Annotated in this window: 19 protein-coding genes and 4 pseudogenes; 6 read left to right on the forward strand and 17 right to left on the reverse strand. The window is 68.8% G+C overall.

Translation table 11 applies throughout. The features are described 5' to 3' along the window. Positions 1 to 3: 3 nt before the first annotated feature. Positions 4 to 186 (reverse strand): annotated as a pseudogene (locus tag D7X12_RS13160) (uracil phosphoribosyltransferase); the annotation flags it as partial. Between the two features lie 60 nt (positions 187 to 246). Beyond that, a pseudogene (locus D7X12_RS13165) lies at positions 247 to 504 on the reverse strand (NUDIX hydrolase); the annotation flags it as partial. A 257-nt stretch (positions 505 to 761) separates the two neighbouring features. Between D7X12_RS13165 and D7X12_RS13170 the strand changes: the two are divergent. From D7X12_RS13170 to D7X12_RS13180, 3 genes are read left to right on the forward strand one after another with little or no spacing between them, the layout of a single operon-like run. Then, entirely contained in the window at positions 762 to 2096 is a 1335-nt protein-coding gene (locus D7X12_RS13170; RefSeq protein ID WP_439329363.1) for a hypothetical protein, read from the forward strand. Then, on the forward strand, positions 2086 to 3717 hold the full coding sequence (locus D7X12_RS13175) for a Tox-REase-5 domain-containing protein (protein ID WP_120625626.1): 1632 nt from the start codon (positions 2086 to 2088) through the stop codon (positions 3715 to 3717). Before D7X12_RS13170 ends, D7X12_RS13175 begins: the two co-directional genes overlap by 11 nt. A 30-nt stretch (positions 3718 to 3747) precedes the next feature. Then, positions 3748 to 4470 (forward strand): immunity 52 family protein, encoded by a 723-nt coding sequence (locus tag D7X12_RS13180; RefSeq protein WP_120625627.1) that lies wholly within the window; start codon positions 3748 to 3750, stop codon positions 4468 to 4470. Between the two features lie 86 nt (positions 4471 to 4556). On the opposite strand, the pseudogene D7X12_RS44265 reads toward D7X12_RS13180, so the two are convergent. From D7X12_RS44265 to D7X12_RS13205, 5 genes and pseudogenes are all read right to left on the reverse strand, one after another. After that, positions 4557 to 5022 (reverse strand): annotated as a pseudogene (locus D7X12_RS44265) (NUDIX hydrolase). Between the two features lie 91 nt (positions 5023 to 5113). Further along, positions 5114 to 5581 carry an NUDIX hydrolase gene (locus D7X12_RS13190; protein ID WP_120625628.1) on the reverse strand — a complete coding sequence of 156 codons (468 nt, stop codon included), beginning with the start codon at positions 5579 to 5581 and terminating at the stop codon, positions 5114 to 5116. After that, positions 5578 to 5988, reverse strand: a pseudogene (locus D7X12_RS13195) (DUF2380 domain-containing protein); the annotation flags it as partial. The pseudogene D7X12_RS13195 and the gene D7X12_RS13190, both read right to left, overlap by 4 nt. Positions 5989 to 6119: 131 nt before the next feature. Next, positions 6120 to 7034 (reverse strand): DUF2381 family protein, encoded by a 915-nt coding sequence (locus D7X12_RS13200; RefSeq protein ID WP_120625629.1) that lies wholly within the window; start codon positions 7032 to 7034, stop codon positions 6120 to 6122. Positions 7035 to 7060: 26 nt separating this feature from the next. Beyond that, the gene (locus tag D7X12_RS13205; RefSeq protein WP_120625630.1) at positions 7061 to 8920 is read right to left on the reverse strand and encodes a serine/threonine-protein kinase; all 1860 of its coding nucleotides are present in this window, start codon (positions 8918 to 8920) and stop codon (positions 7061 to 7063) included. Between the two features lie 135 nt (positions 8921 to 9055). Here D7X12_RS13205 and D7X12_RS13210 point away from each other — a divergent pair, with 135 nt between their 5' ends. Further along, the gene (locus D7X12_RS13210) at positions 9056 to 9409 is read left to right on the forward strand and encodes a helix-turn-helix domain-containing protein (RefSeq protein ID WP_120625631.1); all 354 of its coding nucleotides are present in this window, start codon (positions 9056 to 9058) and stop codon (positions 9407 to 9409) included. Positions 9410 to 9413: 4 nt separating this feature from the next. Here D7X12_RS13210 and D7X12_RS13215 read toward each other — a convergent pair whose 3' ends face one another. From D7X12_RS13215 to D7X12_RS42360, 8 genes are all read right to left on the reverse strand, one after another. Beyond that, on the reverse strand, positions 9414 to 10583 hold the full coding sequence (locus D7X12_RS13215; RefSeq protein ID WP_120625632.1) for a serine/threonine-protein kinase: 1170 nt from the start codon (positions 10581 to 10583) through the stop codon (positions 9414 to 9416). A 103-nt stretch (positions 10584 to 10686) separates the two neighbouring features. After that, entirely contained in the window at positions 10687 to 11322 is a 636-nt protein-coding gene (upp, locus tag D7X12_RS13220) for a uracil phosphoribosyltransferase (RefSeq protein ID WP_120625633.1), read from the reverse strand. Between the two features lie 67 nt (positions 11323 to 11389). Next, positions 11390 to 12598: a URC4/urg3 family protein gene (locus D7X12_RS13225; protein ID WP_120625634.1), complete on the reverse strand. Its 1209-nt coding sequence runs from the start codon at positions 12596 to 12598 to the stop codon at positions 11390 to 11392. Beyond that, positions 12591 to 13844, reverse strand: a complete 1254-nt coding sequence (locus tag D7X12_RS13230; protein ID WP_120625643.1) for a GTP cyclohydrolase II — start codon at positions 13842 to 13844, stop codon at positions 12591 to 12593. Before D7X12_RS13230 ends, D7X12_RS13225 begins: the two co-directional genes overlap by 8 nt. A gap of 74 nt (positions 13845 to 13918) precedes the next feature. Further along, the gene (mmsA, locus tag D7X12_RS13235; protein ID WP_120625644.1) at positions 13919 to 15403 is read right to left on the reverse strand and encodes a CoA-acylating methylmalonate-semialdehyde dehydrogenase; all 1485 of its coding nucleotides are present in this window, start codon (positions 15401 to 15403) and stop codon (positions 13919 to 13921) included. 181 nt (positions 15404 to 15584) lie between these two features. Continuing rightward, entirely contained in the window at positions 15585 to 16025 is a 441-nt protein-coding gene (locus tag D7X12_RS13240; RefSeq protein ID WP_120625635.1) for a hypothetical protein, read from the reverse strand. 307 nt (positions 16026 to 16332) lie between these two features. Next, complete coding sequence (locus D7X12_RS13245; protein ID WP_120625636.1) at positions 16333 to 17571, reverse strand: DNA cytosine methyltransferase; 1239 nt, start codon at positions 17569 to 17571, stop codon at positions 16333 to 16335. Between the two features lie 138 nt (positions 17572 to 17709). Continuing rightward, entirely contained in the window at positions 17710 to 18882 is a 1173-nt protein-coding gene (locus tag D7X12_RS42360) for a hypothetical protein (RefSeq protein WP_147443634.1), read from the reverse strand. A 310-nt stretch (positions 18883 to 19192) separates the two neighbouring features. On the opposite strand from D7X12_RS42360, the gene D7X12_RS13260 reads away from it, so the two are divergent. Then, positions 19193 to 20965: a PilZ domain-containing protein gene (locus tag D7X12_RS13260; protein ID WP_158620044.1), complete on the forward strand. Its 1773-nt coding sequence runs from the start codon at positions 19193 to 19195 to the stop codon at positions 20963 to 20965. Then, positions 20962 to 21705 (forward strand): hypothetical protein, encoded by a 744-nt coding sequence (locus D7X12_RS13265; RefSeq protein WP_120625640.1) that lies wholly within the window; start codon positions 20962 to 20964, stop codon positions 21703 to 21705. Before D7X12_RS13260 ends, D7X12_RS13265 begins: the two co-directional genes overlap by 4 nt. A 19-nt stretch (positions 21706 to 21724) precedes the next feature. On the opposite strand, the gene D7X12_RS13270 is transcribed toward D7X12_RS13265, so the two are convergent. Together D7X12_RS13270 and D7X12_RS13275 are read right to left on the reverse strand one after the other, a co-directional pair. Next, a complete protein-coding gene (locus tag D7X12_RS13270) occupies positions 21725 to 23113 on the reverse strand; it encodes an ATP-binding protein (RefSeq protein ID WP_120625641.1) in 1389 nt (462 codons plus the stop codon). Positions 23114 to 23224: 111 nt separating this feature from the next. Next, on the reverse strand, positions 23225 to 23743 hold the full coding sequence (locus D7X12_RS13275; RefSeq protein ID WP_120625645.1) for a GNAT family N-acetyltransferase: 519 nt from the start codon (positions 23741 to 23743) through the stop codon (positions 23225 to 23227). Positions 23744 to 23815: the final 72 nt, after the last annotated feature.

Here is a 23815-nt window from a genome sequence, read left to right on the forward strand (position 1 = left end):
GACCTATTTCGTACCGAAGAGGCGGTCTCCCGCGTCGCCCAGGCCCGGCAGGATGTAGCCGTGCGCGTCCAGCCGATCGTCGATGGCGGCGGTGAAGACATGCACATCGGGGTGGTGCTCGTGCAGGTTCGCGAGGCCCTTGGGACACGCGAGCAGACACACGAAGCGCAGGCTCCTGCGACGTGCGTGCAACGTGGCTCACCGCGCATCGGCGCGCAGGGCCGCCGCTGTCGGTCAGGCTTGCTCAAGAGGCTGGAACAGTTCGCGCACGAACTGCCCGCGAACCAATCGCGTGAGCTGTTTGCTGCGCTCCGCCTCGGCCACCAGCCCGCTGAATACCTGCACCCTGGCGACGTCGTTCGCACCAAGCTCCTCGGCCAACGCAACCAGTGATGCGGTAGGGCGTGCTTCGGCAAAGGCGGTCAGCGAGTCGTAACCGTGCTCGCGGACGCGCTCGTATAGGCCGGCCTTCCAGTTTCCCTTCCAGGATCGTCCGTCAGTCATCGCCCCTCCCTGAGATGGAGGACGAGGGCGGCATCGTTCCCGCCTTCCCGCCGCTGCGCCAGGACGACATCCCCACGGAGCCGAGGCCCGGCGCGCTGCGCGTCGCGAAGCACTGACTCCCGCTGGCCCGACGCAGCCGGCACCCCTTTCCCCTCACCCCTGAGCAGCAACGCACAGCCGGCCAGTGCCGGGCTGAACGTCAGACGTGTGTCCTTTACTCCCCTCGCTGGGGGCATTCACAGGAGGTGTGTATGCGAATGATGCGAAGTGGGGCTGTCTGGCTGTTGCTGGCGTGGCCGGTTGTCGCGTGGGCCGAGGACGCCCCTGAGACACAGCCCGAGGAGGAGGAACGGCGCGCACGAGACAACGCGTGGCGCTCGCTGCTGCGGCTGGACGCGACGACGCTGTCCCTGCTGCCGCGCGCGGGTGTCGGCTCGGACGAGGGCTTCCTCCAGGTGGAGCCCACCGTCGTCTTCGAGCGCGGCGAGGACTTCGGTCTCAACCTGGGCGCCCCGGTGCGTTTGCGGCTGTGGGGTGGAGGGGAAGGTGCGGGCCTCGTGCGGCGGGAGGATTGGGACAGCCTCTCGGACTTCGGGCAGGTGGTGCGCGCCCTCAAGCTGGGCTCGGACGACTCCCCCATCGCCGTCTGGTTCGGCGCGCTGGAGGACTACAGCCTGCTGGCCGCGCACCTCGTGCGGCGCTACTCCAACCGCCTCAATCCGGACTACCACCCAGCGGGCGGCGTCCTCACCGGCACGTTGGGGCCTCTCTACACGGAGGCCTTCGTCTCGGACGTGCTGGGCGCGCGCCTCATGGGCGCGGAGTTCTCCCTGGACGTGCAGCACGTCCTCTTCGGACCGCCGCGCGAAAGCGCGCGTTACACGCTGTCCCTCTCCGCCGTGCATGACTGGGGCAAGGCCGGAGGAAGAGCCCCTTCGACAACGCTGGCGCACCTGGATGCCATCGCAGTGGTGGTGGTGCGACCAGGCTTTGAAGCGCACCTGCTGGCCGGCTGGGGCGGACGGCCAGGTGAACGAGGCGCATGGGGCGCGGTGGTGGGCGCGGGCGCAGATGCCGTATCGCCCACGCTGCGGATGATGCTGCGCCTGGAGTTGCGCCGACAGCACGGCGGCTTCCGCCAGGGCTCCTTCGGTCCGGACTACGAGTTGGCGCGATTCAAGGCGGCGGGCCCGGACGGCGTGCCCCTGGCGGACGCGTCCTTCCCGGACGGGTACTCCGTTTTCAGTGAGGCGGACGTGGGCTGGGATGCCGTTGGCTACGGGGGCACGCACAAGCACCTGAAGTTGTCGCTGGGTGTGGAAGCCTTCTTGTGGGGCCGCTTCGACGGGGATGGGCGCGTGGCGGTGCAATTCGTCCAGCGCACCATCGAGGTGGCGTTGAAGGGGCTGGCGGTGGGCATGGGGCAGCCCGGGGCGCGCTACCTGGGGGCGGCGGAGCTTCGCTGGCGCTTCCTGAGCGGGAAGCTCTACGCGATGGGGACGGGCGGCACGCTGCTCTTCCCTGAAGCGGACGGCACGCTGCGGCCAGGGACGTTCGCCTCGGTGGGCCTGGGGGTGGACAATGCGCGCTGACGCATTGCTGCTGTCCCTCGCCGTGCTGACGACGGGTTGCGCTTCGGTGACGCCCGCGCCCCGCCGGGGCGTGAGCCTGAGCTATACGCAGCGCCCTGCCCCCGCGCCCGAGTGGGCGGAGCCGCAGCGCGACGACTCCCCGCCAGTGCGGACCTCGGCGCCGCCGTCCCTCGCGCAGAGAGAGATGCCGGGGCGACTGGTGCGTCACCGGAGCTTCCGGTCCGATTCGGCGGGGGACGGCTACCAGGGCATGGCAGGTGCCGTGGGTGGTGGCTTCGTGCGCGGCGTTGCCCAAGAGGATGCCTGGGAGAAGCTGCTCACGGACGCCGGGCTGGAAACCAGGGACGCGCGTCCCCTGGCGGGTGGCTCACTGACGCCCACTCAGGCGGCGCGGTTGCTGGGCCAGCTCATTCGGAATCCGGTGACGCTGGGCAACTTCCCGCCCCGCATGGCGGCGGGCTTCCTGCTGCGTGAGGTGCTGGAGGGCGGCGAAGTCTCCCGCGAGGAGCTGCTGCGCCGGATGGAGCGCTTCGCCCGGGCACAGGTGGCCGTCCTCCGGCCGGATGGCTACCTCGCGTGGGCCCTCACCGGACACACGCAGCAGAAGGTGGCGCCTGTCGAGTGGAAAGACGGCGCGTTCCGCGCGGGCAACTTCGAGCTGGGGCGCTTCTACAGCGGCAAGGGCGGTGTCTTCCGCGCCGTCGATGCCCAGCTCCAGGAGTCGGACTGGCGGCCCCTGGCGGAGGTGTACGACGACGCGGACGTCATCAACCGATCGCTGGAGGGTGCGGGGGACGCCTTCGCGGAGCTGTACCACGCCCTGGGACAACTCCTGTCCCACCCCGTAGACAGCATCGCGGGGCTGAGCCACCTGCCAACGGCGGTGGTGGCCCTCATCACGTCATCGCCCGCGTACTGGGAGCGCTTCCAGTCCATGACGGAGGGCGAGCAGATTCGCGAGGTGGCGCGGCTGGCGACGAACGTCCTCGCCACCTGGGGCGCGGCCTCGACGACGACGCGGACCCTGACGGGACTGGCGGTAGGAGCGGAAGCCACGGTGCCGGTGCTCTCGCTGTCGGCGGAGGGAGTGCTGGCACTGGAGCGCGTCGCGGTGCCGGTGGGGCGCGTGGCGGCGGTGTTGAGCGGAGGGCCTGGGGCGGCAATCATCCTTCAGCGGGCGAACACAGCCTCGAAGGGTGCATCGCCATCTAAAGGCCCTGGACAATGGGGGCCTGCGAAGGAGTCGATGTCCGCGCGAGCCCGCCGTTACCAGGAGCAGATTACGGGGCACTCGGCGGATGATGCGTACTGGGTTGGAGGCATGGGCCAGAACAGTGGAGGCGTGAAGTTCGATGGCTTCAAGGACGGCGTACTGCTGGAGGCGAAGGGGCCGGGCTATGCGAACAAGTTCCTTGACAACCTGGATCCAAAAATCTGGTTCCAGAGTTCGGGAGCCAGGAGTCTCGTTGAACAGGCGCAGCGGCAGCTTCAAGCATCGAAGGGAACCGGAGCTTCGATCCGGTGGCTCATCGCAGAGGAGAAGACGGCTGAGGCCATTCGAATGCTATTCCAGAAAGAAAAGGTCTATGGCATCGACGTGGTCCATATCGCAGCCCAATAGGTATGGTGTCACCGTCACAGGGCATTCACCATGAATGAAACATACTTTGCCGGAGCATATTGGGGGCCACGGAAGGAGTCGGCGGAGGAGTGCGCCCAACGTGCAGAATCATTCTTCTCCATCCTTCCGAGGGTTGACTCGTCATTCGCCAATTGGTTCCAGCAAGGCAAGTCGCGCAAGGACGCTCTCAAGCGCCCAATCGAGCTGTCCCGCACTGCGCTAGAAAAAATTGTCCGCCGAGGTAGGGATCGCGTGTTCGATGATCTGGGATTCCGCTTCAGCGCTTGGAATGGCGCAAGCGATGACTACGACGGCAGTTCCTTCAACGTGACCTGTGGCGGATCTACCAATGTGGTGTGTAACAGGTGTGTGCTCAACCTTCCAAACCGGGGACCGAATGCCGAACGCGTTTTGACCTCAAGTGTCGTCTCTCGGCTTGTGCGGAGCATGGCTATTGCGTGGGATCCCGACTCGGCCGTCGGCATGTCGTCGTCCCATCTCCAGATGGTTGACAAGGGCGTTCCCTTTGCTGTCCTTCCAGGCTGGGTGACGTACCTCGCGCGGCATCGGGGCACGGTGCCACCACTCCCCGCTCCAGTGCACATCGAGCTCGTGGAGGACAAGGGCACCCTCATCATCCTTACGCCCGAGCGCTTCACAGTAGGCAACCCCGAACATGTGGCACTGGCTGAGCGGGTGCGCGACCTGTTGGATCGGGCGGGAGTGTTGAAGCCGCTTCAGCTCCAATCGTAGGAGCATGGGGGCCGAGCAGCTGAGCTTGCCCCCGGATCCGTGGACAGCGTGGTGATGCTGCCTGAGCTACCAGTGAGGCCGTCCACTCAGACTTCCTCGTCAGGTGGGAGCGTGCGGAGCAACTCATCGTCGGGGCCGAGCGGACGCCAGCCCGAAGGCGGGGGATTGGCGCGAAGTGCCTCCCTAGCAAGTCGAACCCTCACCTTGTGGGTTTCTGGGACGATGCCGGACCAAAGGCCTTGGCGACCTTGAAGCGGTTGTCGTCATCCAGCACGGCTGGCCAACCATCAGGGGGGCTCCCCCCCATAGCTCGCGGACGAGTTGTCCACGCACCAGGCGGGTCACCTGCTTGCTTCGCACCGCTTCCGCTACCAATCCATCGTACACCTGAACTCCGGCGACGTCGTCCGGACCAAGCTCCTCGGCAAGTGCCACCAACGACGCGGTGGGACGGGCCTCGGCAAAAGCCGTGAGTGAGTCGTAGCCCTGCTCACGGACGCGCTCATACAAGCGGGCCTTCCAGTTCCCCCGCCACGAACGTCCGTCGGTCATCGACTTCTCCCTTGTTGAAGTTCTGCGGGACGAAGTGGCGACATCGCAATGTGGCGCTCCGTTTCGCCAACGGGTGCGCCATCGCTGCCGGTCAGGCTTCTTCGTCGGGGAGGAGCGTCCGAAGTAGCTCATCATCAGGACCGAGCGGGCGCCAGCCGGCGGGGGGAGGGTTGGCAAGAAGCGCATCCCCTGCCCGGTCAACCCGCGCCCTGTGGGTTACTGGGGTGTAGGCGAACCACGACCCGAGCCCCATCGCAACCTCTCCACGGGTTGCATCGTCCAGCACGTCCGGCCAGCCATTCGGGAACCTCTCGGCCAACTCGCGCACGAGGACGTCACGAACCAAGCGCGTGACCTGCTTGCGCTGCTCCGCCTCATACATCAAGCCGCTTAGAATCTGCACGGCAGCAACGTCGTTGCCCAACTCGTCGGCCAGGACGTACAGCGGAACAGCAGGGCGTGCTTCGGCAAAGGCAATGAGTGAGCCGAAGCCCCGTTCACGAACCCTCTCGTACAGGCGTGCCTTGATGTCGCCCCGCCAAGCCTCTCCACCACTCATCGTCCTCTCCCAGAAGTGAAGTTCATGGGGATTCGATAGTCCCGCATATGCCTCGCGACCTCCTTCAAGATCCCATCCCGCGTCAACATCCGGCCGGCTCTCGTCTCAGCCTGGAGTAGCGCATCCATGATCATCCGATTCCACTCGCCGGGCCAGATGCGTCCCAGCTTCCAGTTCCCCCCTCCATGAATCGCCTCGTGGTGGGCCTGCTCCATCCGGACGCAGAACTGGTCGATGTCCATGTCGCCCTTGAAGCCGCGCTTCTCGAACCACTCGCGGTGCTCTTGCGGCAACACATGGTGTTTCGGGGCGTCCGACATGCCCGCTCCCGCTCTGCCGGTTTCGTGCATGCCGCGCACCTCGGGGCTGTCCCCCAGCGCATCGCGCACGCCCTCGGGCAAGTCCTGAGGTCATCGCTCGTTGCGAGCCGAAAGCAGTTCGTGGACCCGCGTGGGGAGGGAAGTTCGAAGAGGTCTGAGCGGCCCCGCCGCATCAAGCGCTCTCAAAAGCACTCACCGCAAGACATCCTCATCCCCCACTACGGGAACGTCACGTCGCCGAGCGTGATACCGCGCGGCCCGTCTTCTTCCCAGAGTTTGAGCGAGTAGACCCCCTGGGCCGCTATCGCGGAGGCATCGGCCTCGATGACAACGCGCCTGAGCTCTCCTTTCGGGATGGGTTGCTCCTGCCAGATGCGGAGCACCTTCAACCCTGCTCCAGCCTTGCCTTGAAGCGTTGCTCCCTTCGCAACCCACGGCAGCGCTCCCGCCTTCACCTTCAGCTGGATCTCCACGGCAACGCTCGTCTTGGAGCGGTAGCTCCTGACGACGACCGCTTCCATGGGACTCCCAGCGGCCTGAGCAACGTCCTTGGTCACGACCTTCCCGACCACACCCAACTCGTCCAGTGCCTCCGTCGAGATGAGGCCAGCCAGCCCCCCTGGGGCATCATGCTCCGTCATCAGCCGAGAGTGCTCCTCCTGGCAGCGCAGCAGCTCTGCGTGAGCCTCCCTGGCTTCTTGCTGGTATGTCTCAAGCGTCCTCTTCCCGCGAAAGACCTCCACCAGGGGTTCCGCTTTGGCGGGATGGACTCGCAAGAGGAATGAGGCGCTTACAGGCGCCGCCCCATCCCTGAAACGCACGACCAGCCGGAACTTCTCACCTGGAGTGACGCGTGATGAAGGAACCAATCGGAGGGTGGCCTGCCCCACATCCACCAGGGAGAAGCGGTCCCGCCCTTCCAACTCGACGCCCTCTCGCATCAGCTCCGCGTCGAAGTAGAGGCCCGTTGAGAGCCCTGGGCTCACCGCCAGCTCAGAGGGGAGTTGCGCTTCGTCTGGGGTCAGCTCGATGCGGCGTGCACCCGGTACGGTGGATGTGATTTCCGACTGGGCGACCGCGGATCCGCTGGCGAGCAGAGAACCCAGGAGCACAACGAAGGAAGAAGAAGGCACTCGACGATGACTCCCAGGCAGGCTTGCTACTCGAACTCACTCACTGCCTTCACACGGGCGGTCGTGAAGATACGGGCACTGGAGGGTGAATCGTCTCCGGGCTCTCGGGCCATCCCTCGCGCGCCCTCTTCCGCGTAGACCTCCACGCAGACGGGAAAACTGTCCCCCTTCGGAGTCGTCGCCCACGTCAGGCGTCCATACACGCGGTCCCGCACGATGAGCCGTCCGGACAATACCGTGTTGCTCGGCATGTCCCCCCAGAGCCCAGCCAGGATCAACTGGGTCGGACCCTCATGCACCGAGATGTAATGAGGCACCCCTTCTTCGAAGATCGCGTCACCCTTGTCCCCCAGGTCGATGTCCAGCTTCTCCATGACCTTCACGGCCCCCACGGGGCACGGCTCGGGCGGCGGTGGGGGGCGCACTTGAGGACCGGGACACGCCGTCAAGGCGGTGCAGGCCGCCGCCGTGCTCACAGCTCGGGCCATGACGCGCATGCCCTTCTTCGTGGGCTTCGACAGGATTTGAAGGGATGGGGGCACTGTCGTCTGCGTCGTCACGGTGGATGAAACCTCCTGGAGCGTCGCGGGGAGGGCGACGGCCGCGGCGATGGCCTCGGGGCCGATGGGAGCCGCGGCCAGACCAGCTTGAGGCGGCTTAGCAGAGGCCGCTACTTCCTGACGGGTGGGCTCGGGATTCGAGACGTGTGGCGTCCACCGCATCAGCGCCGCGCCCATGGCGACCACCACCACGGCCAGCGCCAGCACCGCCCAGGCATGAGAAAGACGGGCCGCCCGCGCAGGCGCGTGCACGGTCGTCACCTGGGGCGGTGCTTCGGCCCCTGCCTCCGGGTCTACGTCGAGAGGCGGAGCCGGCCACTCCTCCGGCACCGCACGCCTGCCCCGGCGTGGCCGATGCCCGGGCCGATCGCGCCACTGCTCGAAGCTGTCAATGTCCTCCCCTTCCGTCGTCGCGGAGTCCTCGTTGTAGGCATCACAGAGCGGCACGTCCCACGTCGCGTCGGCGCCGCGCAGCGCCTCTTCCAGCGCCTCGCAGAGAGCGTGGGCACTCGGAGTGCGGGCCTCGGGCGTCTTCTCCAAAAGCCGCAGGCACACGTCACTCAGCGCCCGGGGCACGCGCTCGTTCGCCTCGTGCGGCGGCGTGGGCGCGCTTGAGAGGATGGCCTCCGTCAATGCATGGGCATCCGGGCCGTCGAAGGGAAAGCGTGCCGTCAGCAATGGATAGAGGACGAGGCCCAGGGCCCACAAGTCGTCCGCCGGACCCGCCGTGAAGCGGGCACCCGGCACGTCCCTCTGCGTTCGCAGGAACTTCCACGCCTCCGGAGAGCGGTAGTCCACCGTCCCGGGCGGCAGGATGTCCTGGGTCAGGGAGCGCGCGCCCTCGTAGTCGCCGATGCCGAAGTCCACCAGCTTGGCCAGGCCGTCCGAAGTGCGCACCATGACGTTGGCTTCCTTCACGTCCCGGTGCACCACCCCGTCCGAGTGGGCAGCAGCGAGCGCCCGCGCCACGTCCAGCACGACGCGCGCCACTTGCCTCGCGGTGGGATTCTCCTCCTCGGCCCACATGTCCAGCCGGCGTCCGTCCACGTACTCCATGGCGATGACGGCGAATTGCGGCTGCGCCACCGGCCAGTAGCCATGGCCCAGAATCCCCACCACGTTGGGGTGGCGCAAACGCATGAGGATGGAGACTTCGCGCTCCGCGCGCTCGCCCACCCGCATCAACTGCAGCAGCTTCAGCGCGCAGGGCTGGCCCTCACACCGCGCGAGGTACACCGTGCCGAAGCCGCCCTGCCCCAGCTGCCGCTCCACCGTGTAGCCCAGCACCTGGACCCCCGGCGCCCAAATGGCGGGCGGCGACCTCATCGCGTCCTTCTTTCAGGGCTGCCAGCCACTCGCATGCGACGTCCTCCCTCCGCGTTACCCGCTCGCCAGGCCCGCCCTCTCCCAGCCACTCGCCAGGGCCGGGTGCGGGCTTCTCGGTTACGCTCGGCGCCCTCCATGAACGAAGAACTGGCCATCACCATTGGCACCGCGGCACGCGCCGCGCGCGAGCGCCTGGGACTGACGCAGGCCGAAGTCGCCGAGCGCATCGGGCTGGTGCACGCCGTCTACAGCCGCCTGGAGCGCGGGAAGATGCTGCCCAGCGTCCCCTCCCTCTACCGACTCTGCCGGGAGCTGCGGGTGTCCCCCGAAACGTTGATGGGATTGGGGCCACCCGCCAGTGCGCGCAAGGCCCAACGGCCCCAGGAAGACGAGGCGCCCAAGCTGCGCCGCCTCCTCCACCTCGCCCACAAGCTGGACGAGGAGGACCTGGACGCCCTCCTCCACGTCGCCTCCGCGCTGGCACGCTGAAGCGCTACGTCTTCGCCAGCGCCTTCAGCTCGTGCGCCTCCAGGCCCTCCTGGAAGAGGCCGCCCTCGCCGAACTCCACCGCGTCACGCAGGCCACTGCCTTCGGCCAGCACCCGGGCCCATTCCGCAGCGGCCTCCTGGCGCCCGTAGCCCGGGTGGCGCCGGGCCAGGGCCACGCGCATGACGTCGCGCAGGGCCTCCGCCGTGGCGAAGCGCTCCTCCGGATGGGAGCGAAGCGCCGCGTGCAGCAACTGCTTCACGTCGGGCGAAAGCTTCTCCACCGCGGCCTCCACGTCCTCCGGGCCGAAGCTCGCGAGCAGCACCCGCATCTGCGTCAGCGGCAGGGAGGGAAGGAACTCCGAATGGAGCGGGCTCATCCCTTCGGGCGGCCGGGGCACGTCCTGCACGTCGAAGGGGTGCTTGCCGGTGAAGAGCTCCACCAGCAGCACGCCCAGACTGAAGACGTCGGAGCGGGGCGTGAGCGGCTGCCGCTCCAGGTACTCGGGCGAGGCATAGGCCACGTCGCCCCGGACAAGGCGCGCGGGCGACTCCTCCCGCCCAATCACCAGCGAGTAGGCCGCGCCGAAGTTCACCAGCTTCACCTCGCCATGCGCCCCCACGTACACGTGCCGGGGATTGACGTCGCGGTGGATGATGCCCAGGGCCGTGCCATCCTCGGCCGTCAGCGTGTGCGCGTGGTGCAGCGCCTCGGCGATTTCCGCACCGACGTAGAGGGCGAAGGCTTCGGAGACAGGCTTGCCGCGCGCCACGCCCGCGCTCACCACCGTCTCCAGCGAGGGCCCATCCACGGACTCCATGACGACGTGCAGCGCGCCCTGGTGCACCTTGCGGTGGAACACCTGGGCGATGGCGGGATGGTGGAGGCGGAAGGCCAGCTGAATCTCCTCCCCCAGTCGCCTACGGCGCAGGGAGGTGGCCGGATTGGCCAACCGCCGCACGAAGCAGCGCCCGGGAAGCGCGGTGCCCCGCTCCGAGAAACGCCGGGCGAGCATCAGCAGCTCTCCGGTCTGCAGCAGCACCAGCTCGCGGAGGGCCTCGTAGCGGATGCCATCAATCGTGAAGAGGGACCGGGGCCGTTCGGGCGTGGGCGGCAGAGTCCGTCGGCGCGGCGACTCCCGGGTGCTCACCAGGTCATCCGTGGTGGAAGGGGGCATGACTCCTCGGGGGGCAAGAGGCACGGCGCGGCGGCGCCACCCCCGAGCAGTCTGGACGCAACGAACCTTAAAAGTCCACACTTCCAGGACCTGAAAGGTCCACCTACTTGGTACCGAACAGGCGGTCCCCCGCGTCGCCCAGGCCCGGCAGGATGTAGCCGTGCGCGTCCAGCCGGTCGTCGATGGCGGCGGTGAAGACATGCACGTCCGGGTGGTGCTCGCGCAGGTTCGCGAGGCCTTCGGGACACGCGAGCAGACACACGAAGCGCAGGCTCCCGGGACGGCTGCGCTTCACGCGCTGGAGCGCCGCCACCGCGGAGTTGCCTGTCGCGAGCATCGGATCACACACGATGACGTCCCGGTCCTCCAGGTTGCCCGGCACGCGGTAGTAGTACTCCACCGCGCTCAAGGACTCCGGGTCGCGGTACAGCCCGATGTGGCCCACGCGCGCGGACGGCACCAGTTGCAGCAGCCCGTCCAGGATGCCCTGCCCCGCGCGGAGGATGGGCACCAGCACCAGCTTCTTGCCGTCCAGCACCCAGCCCGTGGTGCGCGCCATGGGCGTTTGGATCTCCTCCTCGCGCAGCTTCAGGTCGCGCAGCGCCTCGTACCCGAGCAGGAGGGAGATCTCCTCCAGCAGCGCCCGGAAGGACGCCGTGCTCGTGTCCGTCCTGCGCATCACCGTCAGCTTGTGCTTCACCAGCGGGTGATCCACCACCGTGCAGTTCGGGAAGTCCATGGGTTCTCCTCGCGCCGCCGGGAGCCCCGGACGGCCTGTGGGCCTGCGCCAGCACTTCACGACTTCTTCAGAAGACCGTCCCGTCACTGCGCACGCGGATGGGCGGCACGCCTCCAGGGCGCAACTCCGCCGCCACCCGGCGCCCCGCCGTCCACGTCCCGCCCTGGAGCACCTTCGCCAGCGGCAGCTCCTCCGCGCTCATCTCCAACCGTCCGCGCACCAGCGCCGCCACGCGGTCCAGCAGCGCCACCGTCAGCGCTCTCCACTCCACGATGGGCGCGTCTCCCGGGTCGTACGCCTCCTTCAAGAGGCGCGGGTCCTGGGGCACCAGCACGCCCAGGTCCACGAAGAGCCCGCCGTTGCGGTACTCCGGCAGGCCGGTGAGCGCGTCCAGCTCCGTCACCGTCACGCCGGCCTCCGCGAGCGGCTCCACCAGCGAGTACGACAGCCACTGGGACAACTTGTGGAAGGGCACCAGCGCGTCCGCGCTGTCGGACGGGCCCAGGGCCGGGTGCGGCCACACGTCCCCCAGGTTGACGCCGTCCACCGTCGTGCGCCCGGGCCAGATGGGGCCCAGCACCTCCAGCACCGTGCCCAACACCTCCGTGGCCCGCACGCTGCGGCGGTGCGCCGCCAGCATGTCGAACATCGACCCCGGCCTCGGCAGCACCCGCGACAGCCCCTGCATCAGCTGCAGCCGGCCCTCCACCCCGAGCAGCGGGTTGGACTCAGACACCTGGAAGCCGCGCTCCAGCGCCTCGCGCGTCATCCGGCCCAGCGCCTCCGCGTCCGCGCGCAGCGGCCGGTCCGGATCCGACGAGAAGCCCCCCGCCATGAACATCCGCAGCGACGCGACCGCCAGCCCTTCGGAGCGCACGTAGGTGGCGCCCCCCGGCTCCTGGTAGCGCCACGCGGGGCCGCTGCCCGCGTCCAGCAGCACGCTCACCACGCCCAGGTCCACCTTCGCCCGGGCGCGCTCGTCGGGCGGCAGCGCGGCCAGGCGCGCCTCCAACTGCGCGAGCCGGGGCACCCCGCCCGCGTCGAAGTGGCGCCAGCGGCTGTGCACCGGGATGTCCAGCCGGGGGTACGCCTCGTGCGTCACCGCCAGCACCCGGTCCACCACGACGGGCAGCCGCGACGGCTCCACCCGGAAGTACTCCAGCCTCCCGGCCAGCCCCAGGTCCAGCACCTGGTGACAGCGCTCGCGGATGGCGGCCGGACTGCGCAGCCACGCCACCGTGGGAGACACCTCCTGCACCCGGATTGCTTCAAGCATCGAGATCCCGTCCCTTCACCTGCGCCAGCGTCCCCGCGTCCGCCACCGGCCCGCGCGTGAAGTAGCCCGCCGCCTTCTTCGCCTCCATCTCCACCTTCGCGTCCGCCGGGATGAGCCCGTCCGGGATGGGCACGCGCTCCAGGATCTCGATGCCCGAGCGCACGATGGCGTCGTGCTTCATGTCGCTCATGGAGACGAAGCGGTGGATGCGCGTGATGCCCAGCCAGTGCAGCACGTCCGGCATCAGCTCCTGGAAGCGCATGTCCTGCACGCCCGCCACGCACTCGGTGCGGTGGAAGTACGTGGCCGCGGAGTCGCCGCCCTCCTGCCGCTTGCGCGCGTTGTAGACCAGGAACTTGGTCACCTCGCCCAGCGCCCGTCCCTCCTTGCGGTGATAGACGATGAGCCCCACCCCGCCCTGCTGCGCCGTGCGCACGCACTCTTCAATGCCGTGCACCAGGTACGGGCGGCAGGTGCAGATGTCGCTGCCGAACACGTCGGAGCCATTGCACTCGTCGTGCACGCGCGCCGCCAGCGGCACGTCCCGGTCCGCCAGCTTCGCGATGTCGCCAAAGACATACAGGGACAGCCCGCCAATGGGTGGCAGGAACACGTGCAGGTCCGGGCGGGTGATGAGCTCCGGGAACATGCCGCCGGTGTGCTCGAAGAGGCCCCGGCGCAGCGCGCCCTCCGTGAGGCCGAAGCGCTCCGCGATGCCGGGCAGGTACCAGACGGGCTCCACCGCGGCCTTCACGACCTTGATGTCGCCGTTGGCCGCCACCAGGTCTCCGTCCACCTGGAGGCGCCCGGCGAGCATCGCGTCGCGCACCTCCGGCATGTTGATGTGGGCCCGGGTGACGGCGATGCTGGGTTTGTAGTCCACGCCCTGGTCGGCGTAGGCGCGGAACACCTGCCCCGCCACCGCGCCCCAGGGGTCCAGCGACACGATGCGCTTGGGGTCCCCCCAGGACGGATACGGCCCCACCTGCGCCGCGGGCGAGGTGTTGGTCAGGTCCGCCTTGTGGTCCTGCGGCAGCTTGCCCGCGGACACCGCCAGCGCGCGGTAGATGGCGTAGGCGCCGGAGTGCGTGCCAATGACGTTGCGGTGCGCGGGGTCGGAGAGCGTGGCCACCACGGGGCCCCGGCGCAGCGGCTCCGTTTCGCCCCAGCGCAGCGGCACTCGCGGCACCTGGCCATCCGGGTGCGAGGTGAGACGGATGTGATTGACGGGCTTCTTGTCAGCCATGGGAGCGCCCTCCTGGCGGGCGCGGAAGGTGGGAACGAAAGGCGTTGAGGAAGGGGTGTGCTTCAGCTCAGCGGTCAGCTCATCCACGAGCCGTCGGTGCCGGCGGACCACTTGCGCGTCACCTTCTTGAGGTGACTCCAGAAGTCCAGGCTGGACGGCCCGGTGATGTCGCCGTGCCCGAACTTCGACTCGCCCGTGCCACCGAAGGAGAAGGGCTCGCGCGGCACCGGCACGCCCACGTTGACGCCCACCATGCCGGCCTTCGCCCCCTCCACCACCGTCTGCGCCACCGCGCCCCGGGTGGTGAAGATGGAGACGGCATTGCCATACGCAGACGCGTTCTCCACCTTGAGCGCCGCCGACAGCGTGGTCACCCGGACGATGGACAGCACCGGGCCGAACAGCTCGCGCCAGGCGACCTCCATGTCCGGCCGCACGCCGTCCAGCACCGTGGGCCCCAGCCAGTGGCCGTTCGCGTACGCCTCCCCGGAGGGGCGCACGCCGCGCCCGTCCAGCAGCACGCGCGCCCCGTCCGCCTTCGCCTTCGCGATGGCCGTCTCCAGCCGGTCCACCGCCCCCCGGTCGATGAGCGCGCCCATGCCCGGCCCCGGCTCCAGCCGGGACGCTCGCCGGACGATGTCATCCACCAGCGGCTGCACGTCCCCCACCGCGAGCATCACGCTGGCGGCCATGCAGCGCTGGCCCGCGCAGCCGGTGAACGAGTCCACCACCGCCTGCGGCGTGAGCTGCGGATCCGCGTCCGGCACGACGATGAGGTGGTTCTTCGCGCCGCCCAGCGCCAGCACGCGCTTGCCGTGGCGGCTGGCTTCCGCGTACAGGTGCCGCGCCACCGGCGAGGAGCCCACGAAGGCCAGCGCCTTCACGTCCGGGTGCTCCACCAGCGCGTCCACCGCGTCCTTCGCGCCGTGTACGAGGGAGAAGACGCCGGGCGGGTAGCCCGCCGCCACCATCAGCTCCCCCAGCGCGCACGCGGTCAGCGGCACCTTCTCCGACGGCTTGAGGATGAAGGCGTTGCCCAGCGTGACGGCGATGGGGAACAGCCACAGGGGCACCATCGCGGGGAAGTTGAACGGCGTGATGCCGGCCACGACTCCCAAGGGCGCGCGGCGGTACTCGCAGGTGACGCCCCGGCTGACCTCCATGCTCGCGCCGCCATCCAGGTTCTGGAGGGACAGGGCGAAATCACAGACCTCCATTCCCTTGAGCAGCCCCGCGCGGGCCTCCGCCACCGTCTTGCCAGACTCGCTCGCGGCCAGGTTCGCCAGCCGGGCCAGGTGCGTGTCCATCAGCTCGCGGAAGGCTTGCAGGCGTTGGGTGCGCTCCCGCAGCGGCGTGAGGCCCCAGTCGTGGGCCGCGACCTTCGCGGCCTCCACCGCCTGGGCGACCCCGGACGCGGTCGTCAACGGCACCCGGCCGATGACCTCCCCCGTGTAGGGACTGCGGACCTCCTGCGTCGGCACCTCGGCGGGCTGCACCCATTCCCCGCCCACGAGGTTACGACAAGAGACAACGCTCTCAGGAAAACGAACCAAGGACACGCGCACCCCCCCGGTGTTGCGTGACGAATGAGGCGGCAATGATAGACGCAAGTCGTTGACGCCTAGCAAGGCGGGGGGACACGCGCGGTGGATCTTCCCGCGTCGGCGTGTCTCAAACCCGACCGATGCCCGGGCGGGTGTTCAACGGATCCGGGTGCGCCAACGTGCGCGCCGCGCCTCGTCAGGCCTGGGCGAGCATCCGCTGGTGGCGCTCCGACAGCGAGGCCGGGTCGGTGAGGCCGCGCAGCTCCGCGATGGCGGTGGCGTCCTCCGTGTCCGGGTTGAGGCCCAGCGACATGGCCTCCAGGTACAGCTCCAGCGCGAGGAGGAAGCGCGAGTCGGCGGTGAGCGGATCCCCCTGTTCGCGCATCAGCTCGCCGTCCTCGCGCACCAGCCGCGCGAGCATCCGCACGCGGGCGTGGGTGCCGAGCAGCCGCGAGGTGGACTCCGCGTCCGCCAGGGTGAGCGTGCCGTACTCCATGCCCAGCACGGACCGGGACGTCTCCTGGATGAGCGCGCGCGCGTCCCCGTACCGCTTCTCCTTGCGGGCCTGGAGGATGCTGGCGATGGCCGCCACGAACTGCTCGATGGCGCGCTCGATGAAGTCCTTGCGGAGGGACATGGGCGCCAGAGGCTAAGCGCGTCCGGGGGCCCGCGCACCTTTCCCACCGGGGACGCCCCGCCCTGTCACATGCAACCCAGGGGGTTTCTTTGTTTTCACCGGGAAACGCACCCCCGGTGACCCGGGCCCCCGCCCGGGAGCGCGGGTGGCGGGCCTCGGCCCGCAGGCCCGGGAGAGCACGTCGGACCAGCCGGGCCGGGACTGGAAGGCCTCGGCGAGCGCGGACGACGAACGTTGGTAGCAGCCGCCTCCCTGGGCGTGTCCACCAACCCCAGGGCAGGTGCCGACTCCTTATAAGTAGCGTGTCCTACGCGACCGACCGGAGACGGGACTTGGCGCCATACCCCTTGCCCGTACCGGGATGGGCCTCGTGCTCTCCCACCAACTTCCGGAAGTCCTCGGGAACCGGGATGGGTTTTTCTGGGGCAGGCACGGGACCTCGGGCTGGGGGAAGAAGCTTGAGCGGGCCCCTTACCGGAGTTCGCCCCAGAAGCTGGGTGCGAATTGATCGACCAAGGACCTCCGCCATCAGCGAAGGCACTGCATTGCCAATCTGACGTTGAGCCGAGGAACGGGTTCCCTGGAACTGAACGTCATCAGGAAACGTTTGGATCCGAGCAAGCTCACGAACGCTTAACCGTCGGTTTTCCCAATGAAATGGACCGACAGCAGGCCCTGGTTGGGCTTGAATGGTCCACGAGGGACGATTTTTCGCGAGCTTCAGCAGGAACGTCCAGAAGCGCCGACGCCATCCGAAGAGCGGGAGCCCCCCTCCTCGGTCCGTGTGAAAGAGGTAGTTCTGCCCTTCCGGGATTGAGGGAAGCAGCTCAGCCCACTTGCCTTTGACGGCGAGGTCCTCTTCGGCATCCGGATTCACGTCGCCGATCGCATCCCAAGCTGTGCGGTACGGCAGCAGCCCTACGTCCAACAAAGCTGGCTTATCCAGCCCCTCCGCGTGTGTCGGCGCCGGAAATGCGAATGGAGCACCGTCACGTGAAGCCACCAGCACGAAGCGTTCGCGCATCTGCGGCACTCCGTAAGAGGCGGCGTTGAGTACCTGGAAGCAGGGCTTGTAGTGACTCCTCGTGGCTGCGTTGATCCGCTGCACCTTGTCCAGCAGGAGTCGCAGCCCCTCGTCCTTTCCGGAGAATGCGAGGCCCGTGACATTTTCGAGCACGAAAACGCTGGGAAGCGCCTCTTCGACCACACGCATGTATGCGGAGAGCGTATCCGCGCGAGGGTCATCCAATCGTCGCGCGGCACCACGTGCCCAATAGCTGGATTTGGAGAACGGTTGACACGGCGGTCCCCCCATCAAGACAAACTCGTCGCCCCGTCTAAGACCGCCCGTCTCAAGAAGTTCACCGGTGGGCACATCGAAGATGCTGCGCTCCATGACCGATAGGTGCGGACGACTCGTTCGCAACGAGTCGCAGCAGTCATGATCGAACTCCAGGGCGACCACCGTCTCGAAGCCCGCAGCCTCGAACCCGTAGTCCATTCCGCCTGCCCCGGTAAAAAGGCTGATGATCTTCGGCTTGCCCATTGTGAACTCCGCGCACACGCTCCTGCCAGCCCGACAGGCCGACACTACTATGCACGCTCCTGCTGACGTGCGCTTAGCAGATGAGCCGCCAAGCATGCGCGACGCAGCAGAAGGCCCACTCCCGGCCGGCAGTGACCGTTATACAGCAGCCCGAAGTACGGCACTCACCTCGGCGTTCCACCGGTCATCGACCCGGACATTGCTCGCGAGCTTGCCAGGACACCTGGAGTGCGACTCCAGGTTCCGAGGAAGCACGTAGCGAAATTCCCACTTCTCCGTGACGGCATGGAGGCACGCAGCCACCACGTCGAAATCACCGGCGCTGTAGTAGCGCGAGCAGGGATCTCCCTTGGCCGCCCGAGTTCTTTGGAAGTCGACCCGCGCGAGGTTCGCGGCATTCGGTTTCCGGAGAACGTTCTTGCATTCGATGGTGACGATGCGGCTCCCTTCGAAGCGAAGTCGAACATCCGGTCGTCCCTCGGCATCATCCCGCTCGCAGTCCGTCACGCCGGGAACCAGCCGAAGCCTGCGAACAAGGTGCTCTTCCGCGACCCAACCACGTACCGCCATCTTCAGGCGCCGGGCATTCGCGATGAGATCAAGGACCTGCCCTTCCTCCATCTGAAACTCACGGGCAAGAGCATGGACCCGATCAGAAGGAGGAATGACGTCGGCATTTGCAACCCTCAGTGAAGAGAAGGCTGCTGGCGGAGTTTGAGGGACGCGCTCCGCCAGGAACTGGCGGTGGCCCTGGTCCTCATAGAGGGCCTCACGCTCGAACCGGACGTAGCGCAGGAAACTCTGGGCGGTGCCTCCGACAAGGACTTCTACCGGCTTGCCATCTTCAGCGCGGTGATCGCGTTCCCAACTGTGCCAGCCCTGTTTCTGGAGGGTGTCGACGTGGTGGTCCTTGAATTCGATGCTGATGAAGAAGCGCGTTGGGTGATGTAGCGCGGGATCAGCCCCTACAAAGATGCCCCGTTCAGGGTCGATGCCGCAAAAGAGCGTGGTGTAAAGCAGGTACGGGTCCTGCCAGATGGAATGGAGCCGCTTGTCATCTGGGCCGTATTTGACCTGGAACCGATGCTCGTCAGCAGGTCGGTTCTTGGTCCGCTTGGAATTCGCGAAGAACGCATAGGCGAGAATGCCTAGACGCTCCCCTGCGGGTGTCTCAAACGTGATCCTGAACGGCGCTTGTGTCGGTGGCGAATGCTGCAGAATACGGCAGCCACTGTCCTTCAGTGCCTTCAGCATGAACTGAAGCAGCGGTTCCTTGCTGCTGCGGCTGACAGGATAGACCCGGTATTCCATGCGCCAATCCTACGGATAGATCCACTGCCAGCGAAACGCCCTTTTTCACTTCATCGCAGGAGTGCAGCGGCATCTGGCTCAGCCGGTTTCCAGTGATGGAACCAGAGAGCGGATTTCGACCAGAGTTCCCTCTGATTCGGTGCCTGAGTGTGAGGGCGAGTAGCCGCTGAATGCCCCGGGGCCCCCGCCCGGGAGCGCGACCCAAGCGACCCGAACGCGCCCCCCGCTCCGTATCCCATTTCGAGCACGCCTCCCCGGGACCTCCGGGTGATTCGCGGGCGAGCCGCCGTCCATCATCGGGAGAGACATCGTGGGAGCGCATCCAGCGTGGGCAGCGCCACGTCCAGCGTCCGAGCCATCGCGCCTGGACTGGGAGACGGGCACACCACCCTCCGTCGTGTCGGAGGTCATCACCGCGCCGGAGCGGATCCGCGCCATCCTCACCACCGCCGCGGCGCTGCAATCCCCCGCCTGGCTGCACCCGCGGGACACGGTGACGCCGCTCCGCCTGGCTCGCGTGGCTCGGATCGAGCGGCTGGACGCCGGCACCGGGCGCCTCCATTGGACGGGGGCCCCTCCGGACGAGGGCCCCTGCGACGTGGAGCTGCAGGGCCACGGCTGCCTCTACCGCCTGCACCTGTCGGGGGAGGCGGGCGGCGCGGGCACGTGGGTGACACCGCTGCCCTGGCGGTTGATCCAACTGCGGCGCCGGGCCCACCGGCGCGCGCCCGCTCCGGCGTCCCTGCGCGTGCGGCTGCCCCTTCCCGGGTGGCTGGGCCGCGAGCGCGAGGTGGTGGACGTGTCGCTGGGAGGACTGTCATTGCGGCTGGCCCCGGGCGAGCAGCTCTCCCCGGGCCGGGTGCTCCCGCCCCTCGAGCTGCCCACGGAGGACGGCTCGTGGCTGTCCCTGCGCGCGGAGGTGCGCCACGTGTCGGCCGGCACCGGACGGTCCTTCCATTGTGGCCTGGAGGTGACGCCGCTGACCCGCGAGGACGCGGAGGCCTGGCGGGCGCTGGTGATGCGGGCGCTGCATCCGATGACGCGCACCGATGGGGCGCACGCGCAGGAGCAGTGGCGGCTGTTCATCGACTCCGGCTACTTCAACCTGGGGGGCCGGTCCTCGGAGGATTTCGAGGCGCGGCGCGAGAGCTTCCTCGCGCTGGGACGGCGGACCCCGCACCTGGGCGCGGTCCTCTCCCAGGTGGTGTGGCCTTCGGAGCGCGGGGTGGAGGCGACCCTCTCCATCATGAAGCCGTACCGCTCCCTGTGGCTGCTGCACCAGCTGGCGCGGCGTCAGGATGCCTCGCGGTTCGAGCGCGTCCCCGGGCAGCTGCTGCGCGACATCTACGTGCGCGCCCTGGAGCACGCGCGGGCGGACCCCGGCTTCCGGTGGTTCGCGACCTACCTGGAGACGACGGTGTCCTTCGTCCGCCGCACGCACGTCGGCTTCGCGGAGCGGATGGCGGACACGGGCCGCACGTTCGTGCTGCCCCTGCGGATGCTGGAGGTGGACTGCGCGCAGCTTGCCGGCGCGGGCGCCTCCGGGCTGGAGCTGGGCCCCGCGACGGAGGCCGAACGACAGCTGCTCCTGGAGGAGCTCTCCCGCACGCGGCCCGCCTGCTACACCGAAGCGCTGGACCTCCGCCCGGAGACGCTGGACCTGGAGGACGCGGCGCGGTCGTGGAACGCCCTGGGCCTGGAGCGCGAGCGCCACCTGGTGGTCGCGCGGGATGGACAGACACCGCTGGCGGTGGCGGTGCTGGAGTCAGGAGCGCCCGGGACCCATCCCTTCCACCTGCTGGACTCCGCGCGCCTGTTCCCGCTGTCGCCCCGCGCCCGCGACGCCGGGCCGGCCCTGCTGGACGAGGCGCGCCGCTGGTTCGCGCGCCGGGGCCGCGACAGCTTCACCTTCCTCGCCGAAGCACCGGGCGACGTCGAAGCGGCCGGGCTGCACGACGACGCCCCTGAAGCGAAGCCCGCCCTGTGGATCATCCCCGCGGATCTCGTCCCCGAATTCCTGGAGCACCTCCACGAGCAGACGGCACCCCGTCCGCTCCCCACCCCCCTGAAGGAGTTGTCATGAGCCTGATGCAGACGCACTACCTCCCGCACGTGCAGCAGACCCGGGCCCGCCTGGAGACGGATCCCGCGGTGCGCACGCTGCTGTCCCCGGACATCACCCCGGCGCTGATGGAGCGCTTCCTCATCGAGTGGTCCGCGCGGGGCGCGTACATGACGGAGCCGGTGGACGGGTGGATCCGCGGCGCGGGCGAGCGCTGCATCGCGCTGGGACAGGAGAAGGTCGGCCGGCAGCTCATCACCCACGCGAAGCACGAGGCCGGTCACCACCTGATGACCATCCAGGACGCGCAGGTGCTGGTGAGCGGCTGGAACCGGCGCCATGCGGCCACCCTGGACGCGGACGCGCTGGTGGCCCAGGCGCCCACGCAGGCCATGCGCGAGTACCGGCAGGTGCACGAGGAGGCCATCACCGGCGACCTGCCGCTGGGCCAGGCGGCCATCGAATACGAGGTGGGCTACCTCGCGGTGGTGCTGGTGCCGCGCATCCTCGCGCGGGTGCGCGCGGTGCTGGGCCAGGGGACGCTGGACACGCTCACCTTCCTCCGGGAGCACGCGGAGGTGGACGTGGGCCACACCGCGCTCAACGAGCGGATGATGGAGGAGCTGCTGCGCACGCATCCCGAAGAGGGCCCGCGGCTGGCGGCCGTCGGCACGCGCGGGCTGGACTGCTACCTGCGCTTCCTGGACGACTGCCTGGGCGCGGCCCGTGAGGGCGTGGGGACCCGCGCCGCGGCGGCCTGAGCCACCGCGAGAGAGAGGCTCAGGCGCGGTAGGGCAGCTCCACCGTGAAGGTGGCGCCGCGCGCGGGTTCGCTCTCCACGCGGATGACGCCGCCGTGGGCCTCCACCACCTGGCGGGCAATCCACAACCCGAGCCCCAGGCCTCCAAAGCTGCTCGACGACACCGCGCGCTCGAAGCGGTCGAAGATGCGGGCCTGGGCCTCCAGCGGAATCCCGATGCCGCCGTCGCGGACCACGAGCGTCGCCCGGTCCGCGCCCGCCTTCACCCGCAGCTCCACGGGCTGGCCCGCCCCGTACTTGAGGGCGTTGGAGAGCAGGTTGGTCACCACCTGTTCGATGCGGGTCCGCTCCCACTGGCCCTGCACCGGCGCTTCCGCGAACACCTGGAGCTGGCAGCCGGAGCGCGCCACGGCTTCAGCGGAGCGGTCCACCGCCTCCCGCACCAGCTCCGCCAGATCACAGTCCTCCACCTGGGGCAGGAGCCGGCCGCCACCCAGGCGGACCACGTCCAGCAGCTCCTCCGTGAGGTCCCCCAGCCGCTGCGCCTGGCTCTGTGCGCGCGCCAGACGCTCCTTCACGCGGGGGTTGCCCCCGTCCCGCACCAGGCCCGTGAGCGAGTGGAGCTGGAGCTGGAGCGCCGTGAGGGGCGTGCGCAGCTCGTGCCCGGCGATGGCGAGGAAGTCCTCGCGCAGCTGCACCGCCGCCAGCAGCTCCTTCTCCACGCGCTTGCGGTGCTCAATCTCCGTCTCGAGCGCCCTGGAGCGCTGCTGCAGGGCGGCGACCTCGCGCAGGCGCTGCTCCTCGAACTGGACCTGCGTATAGGCCTCGGTGGGGCTCACGTGGGCGTGCGCGGTGCAGACGTCGTGGAACACCTGCGCGTCCTCCTGCGTCTGGAAGCCGCCCATCGCATAGGCACACAGCAGGCTGAACGGGTGCAGCCGGCCCAGGTCGTTCCACTGCGCTTCCAACAGCAGCGCGCCCCGGGGGTTCGCGTCCCGCAACAGCAGGTCCACCATCTCGCCGTAGGCGCGGACCCTCCGCCCGCCCGCGCCCCGCAGGCTCTTGTCGAACACCGCCCCGATGACCCGCTGGAAGCGGTCTTCGTCCGGCATCCCCCAGACCATGAACGTCTCCAGGGTCTCCCGGGCATCGAGCAGGACGAGCCGCCCGTCCGCCAGGGCGCGCTCCACGTCGAAGCCCATCGCCTTCAGGCGCGCCTTGAAGCCCTTGCGGTGGATCTCCGTGGCGATGATGACCGCGGGCTCACCGACCTGGAAGCCGGCCTCCAGGAACCTCGCGACCACGTCGAAGAGGAAGGCCGGGTCCTCGTAGAACTGGACGCGGTGGCTACCCCCGGCCGGAGGCGGCTGTCGTTGCGCGGTGCTGCCATGGGCCAGGGCGAAACTCATACGCCATCATAGGATGCCCTGGCGAATAGGCACCTCCCTGGTCGTCCAGGTGCCGAGCAGGCAACCCCTGTCCCGACCTGATGCTGGGGAGAAGTTGGCTTCCGGACATCCTTACGTCAGGGGCAGGACGTAGGCCTCCAGGTACACGTCTGGCTTTTCGAGGTCGCCCGACGGCACGCGCTGGTAGCCCCGGGCCTGGTACATGCGCGCCACGCCCACCGCGCCCCGGCGCACGTGGAGCGAGATGGCCTCCACCCCCCAGCGCCGTGCGAGGGCCTCCGTCTCCGCCAGCAGCGGCTGCGCCAGCCCCTGGCCGTGGACGCGCACCGCCGTGGCCAGGGCGCGCAGGTCCGCCGTGTTCGGCAGCCAGGCCTCGGTGCCGGACGCGCCGGGCGGCAACAGGGCCACCGTGCCCACGACTTCGCCGTCCAGCTCCGCCACCAGCACCGTGCTCACCGCGCGGCGCGAGGCCACGTCCCGGAGGAACGCCTTGCGCTGCTCCGAGTAGACGACCTCCGGCAGCTTCTTCGCGTACTGCGTGGTGTAGGCCTCCACCAACAGCTCGCCCACCGCCTGGTCGTCCTGCGGGTGTGCGCGGCAGAGCGCCTCGGCCTGGGCCACCTCACTCAGGACCCGGCGCGCCGAGTGGAGCAGGTTCTCGCCCGCGCCCGTCAGCAGCAGACGGCGCTGGCGGCGCTGGAA

The sequence above is a fragment of the Corallococcus sicarius genome, assembly GCF_003611735.1.
In the GTDB taxonomy this organism is placed as follows: Bacteria; Myxococcota; Myxococcia; order Myxococcales; family Myxococcaceae; genus Corallococcus; species Corallococcus sicarius.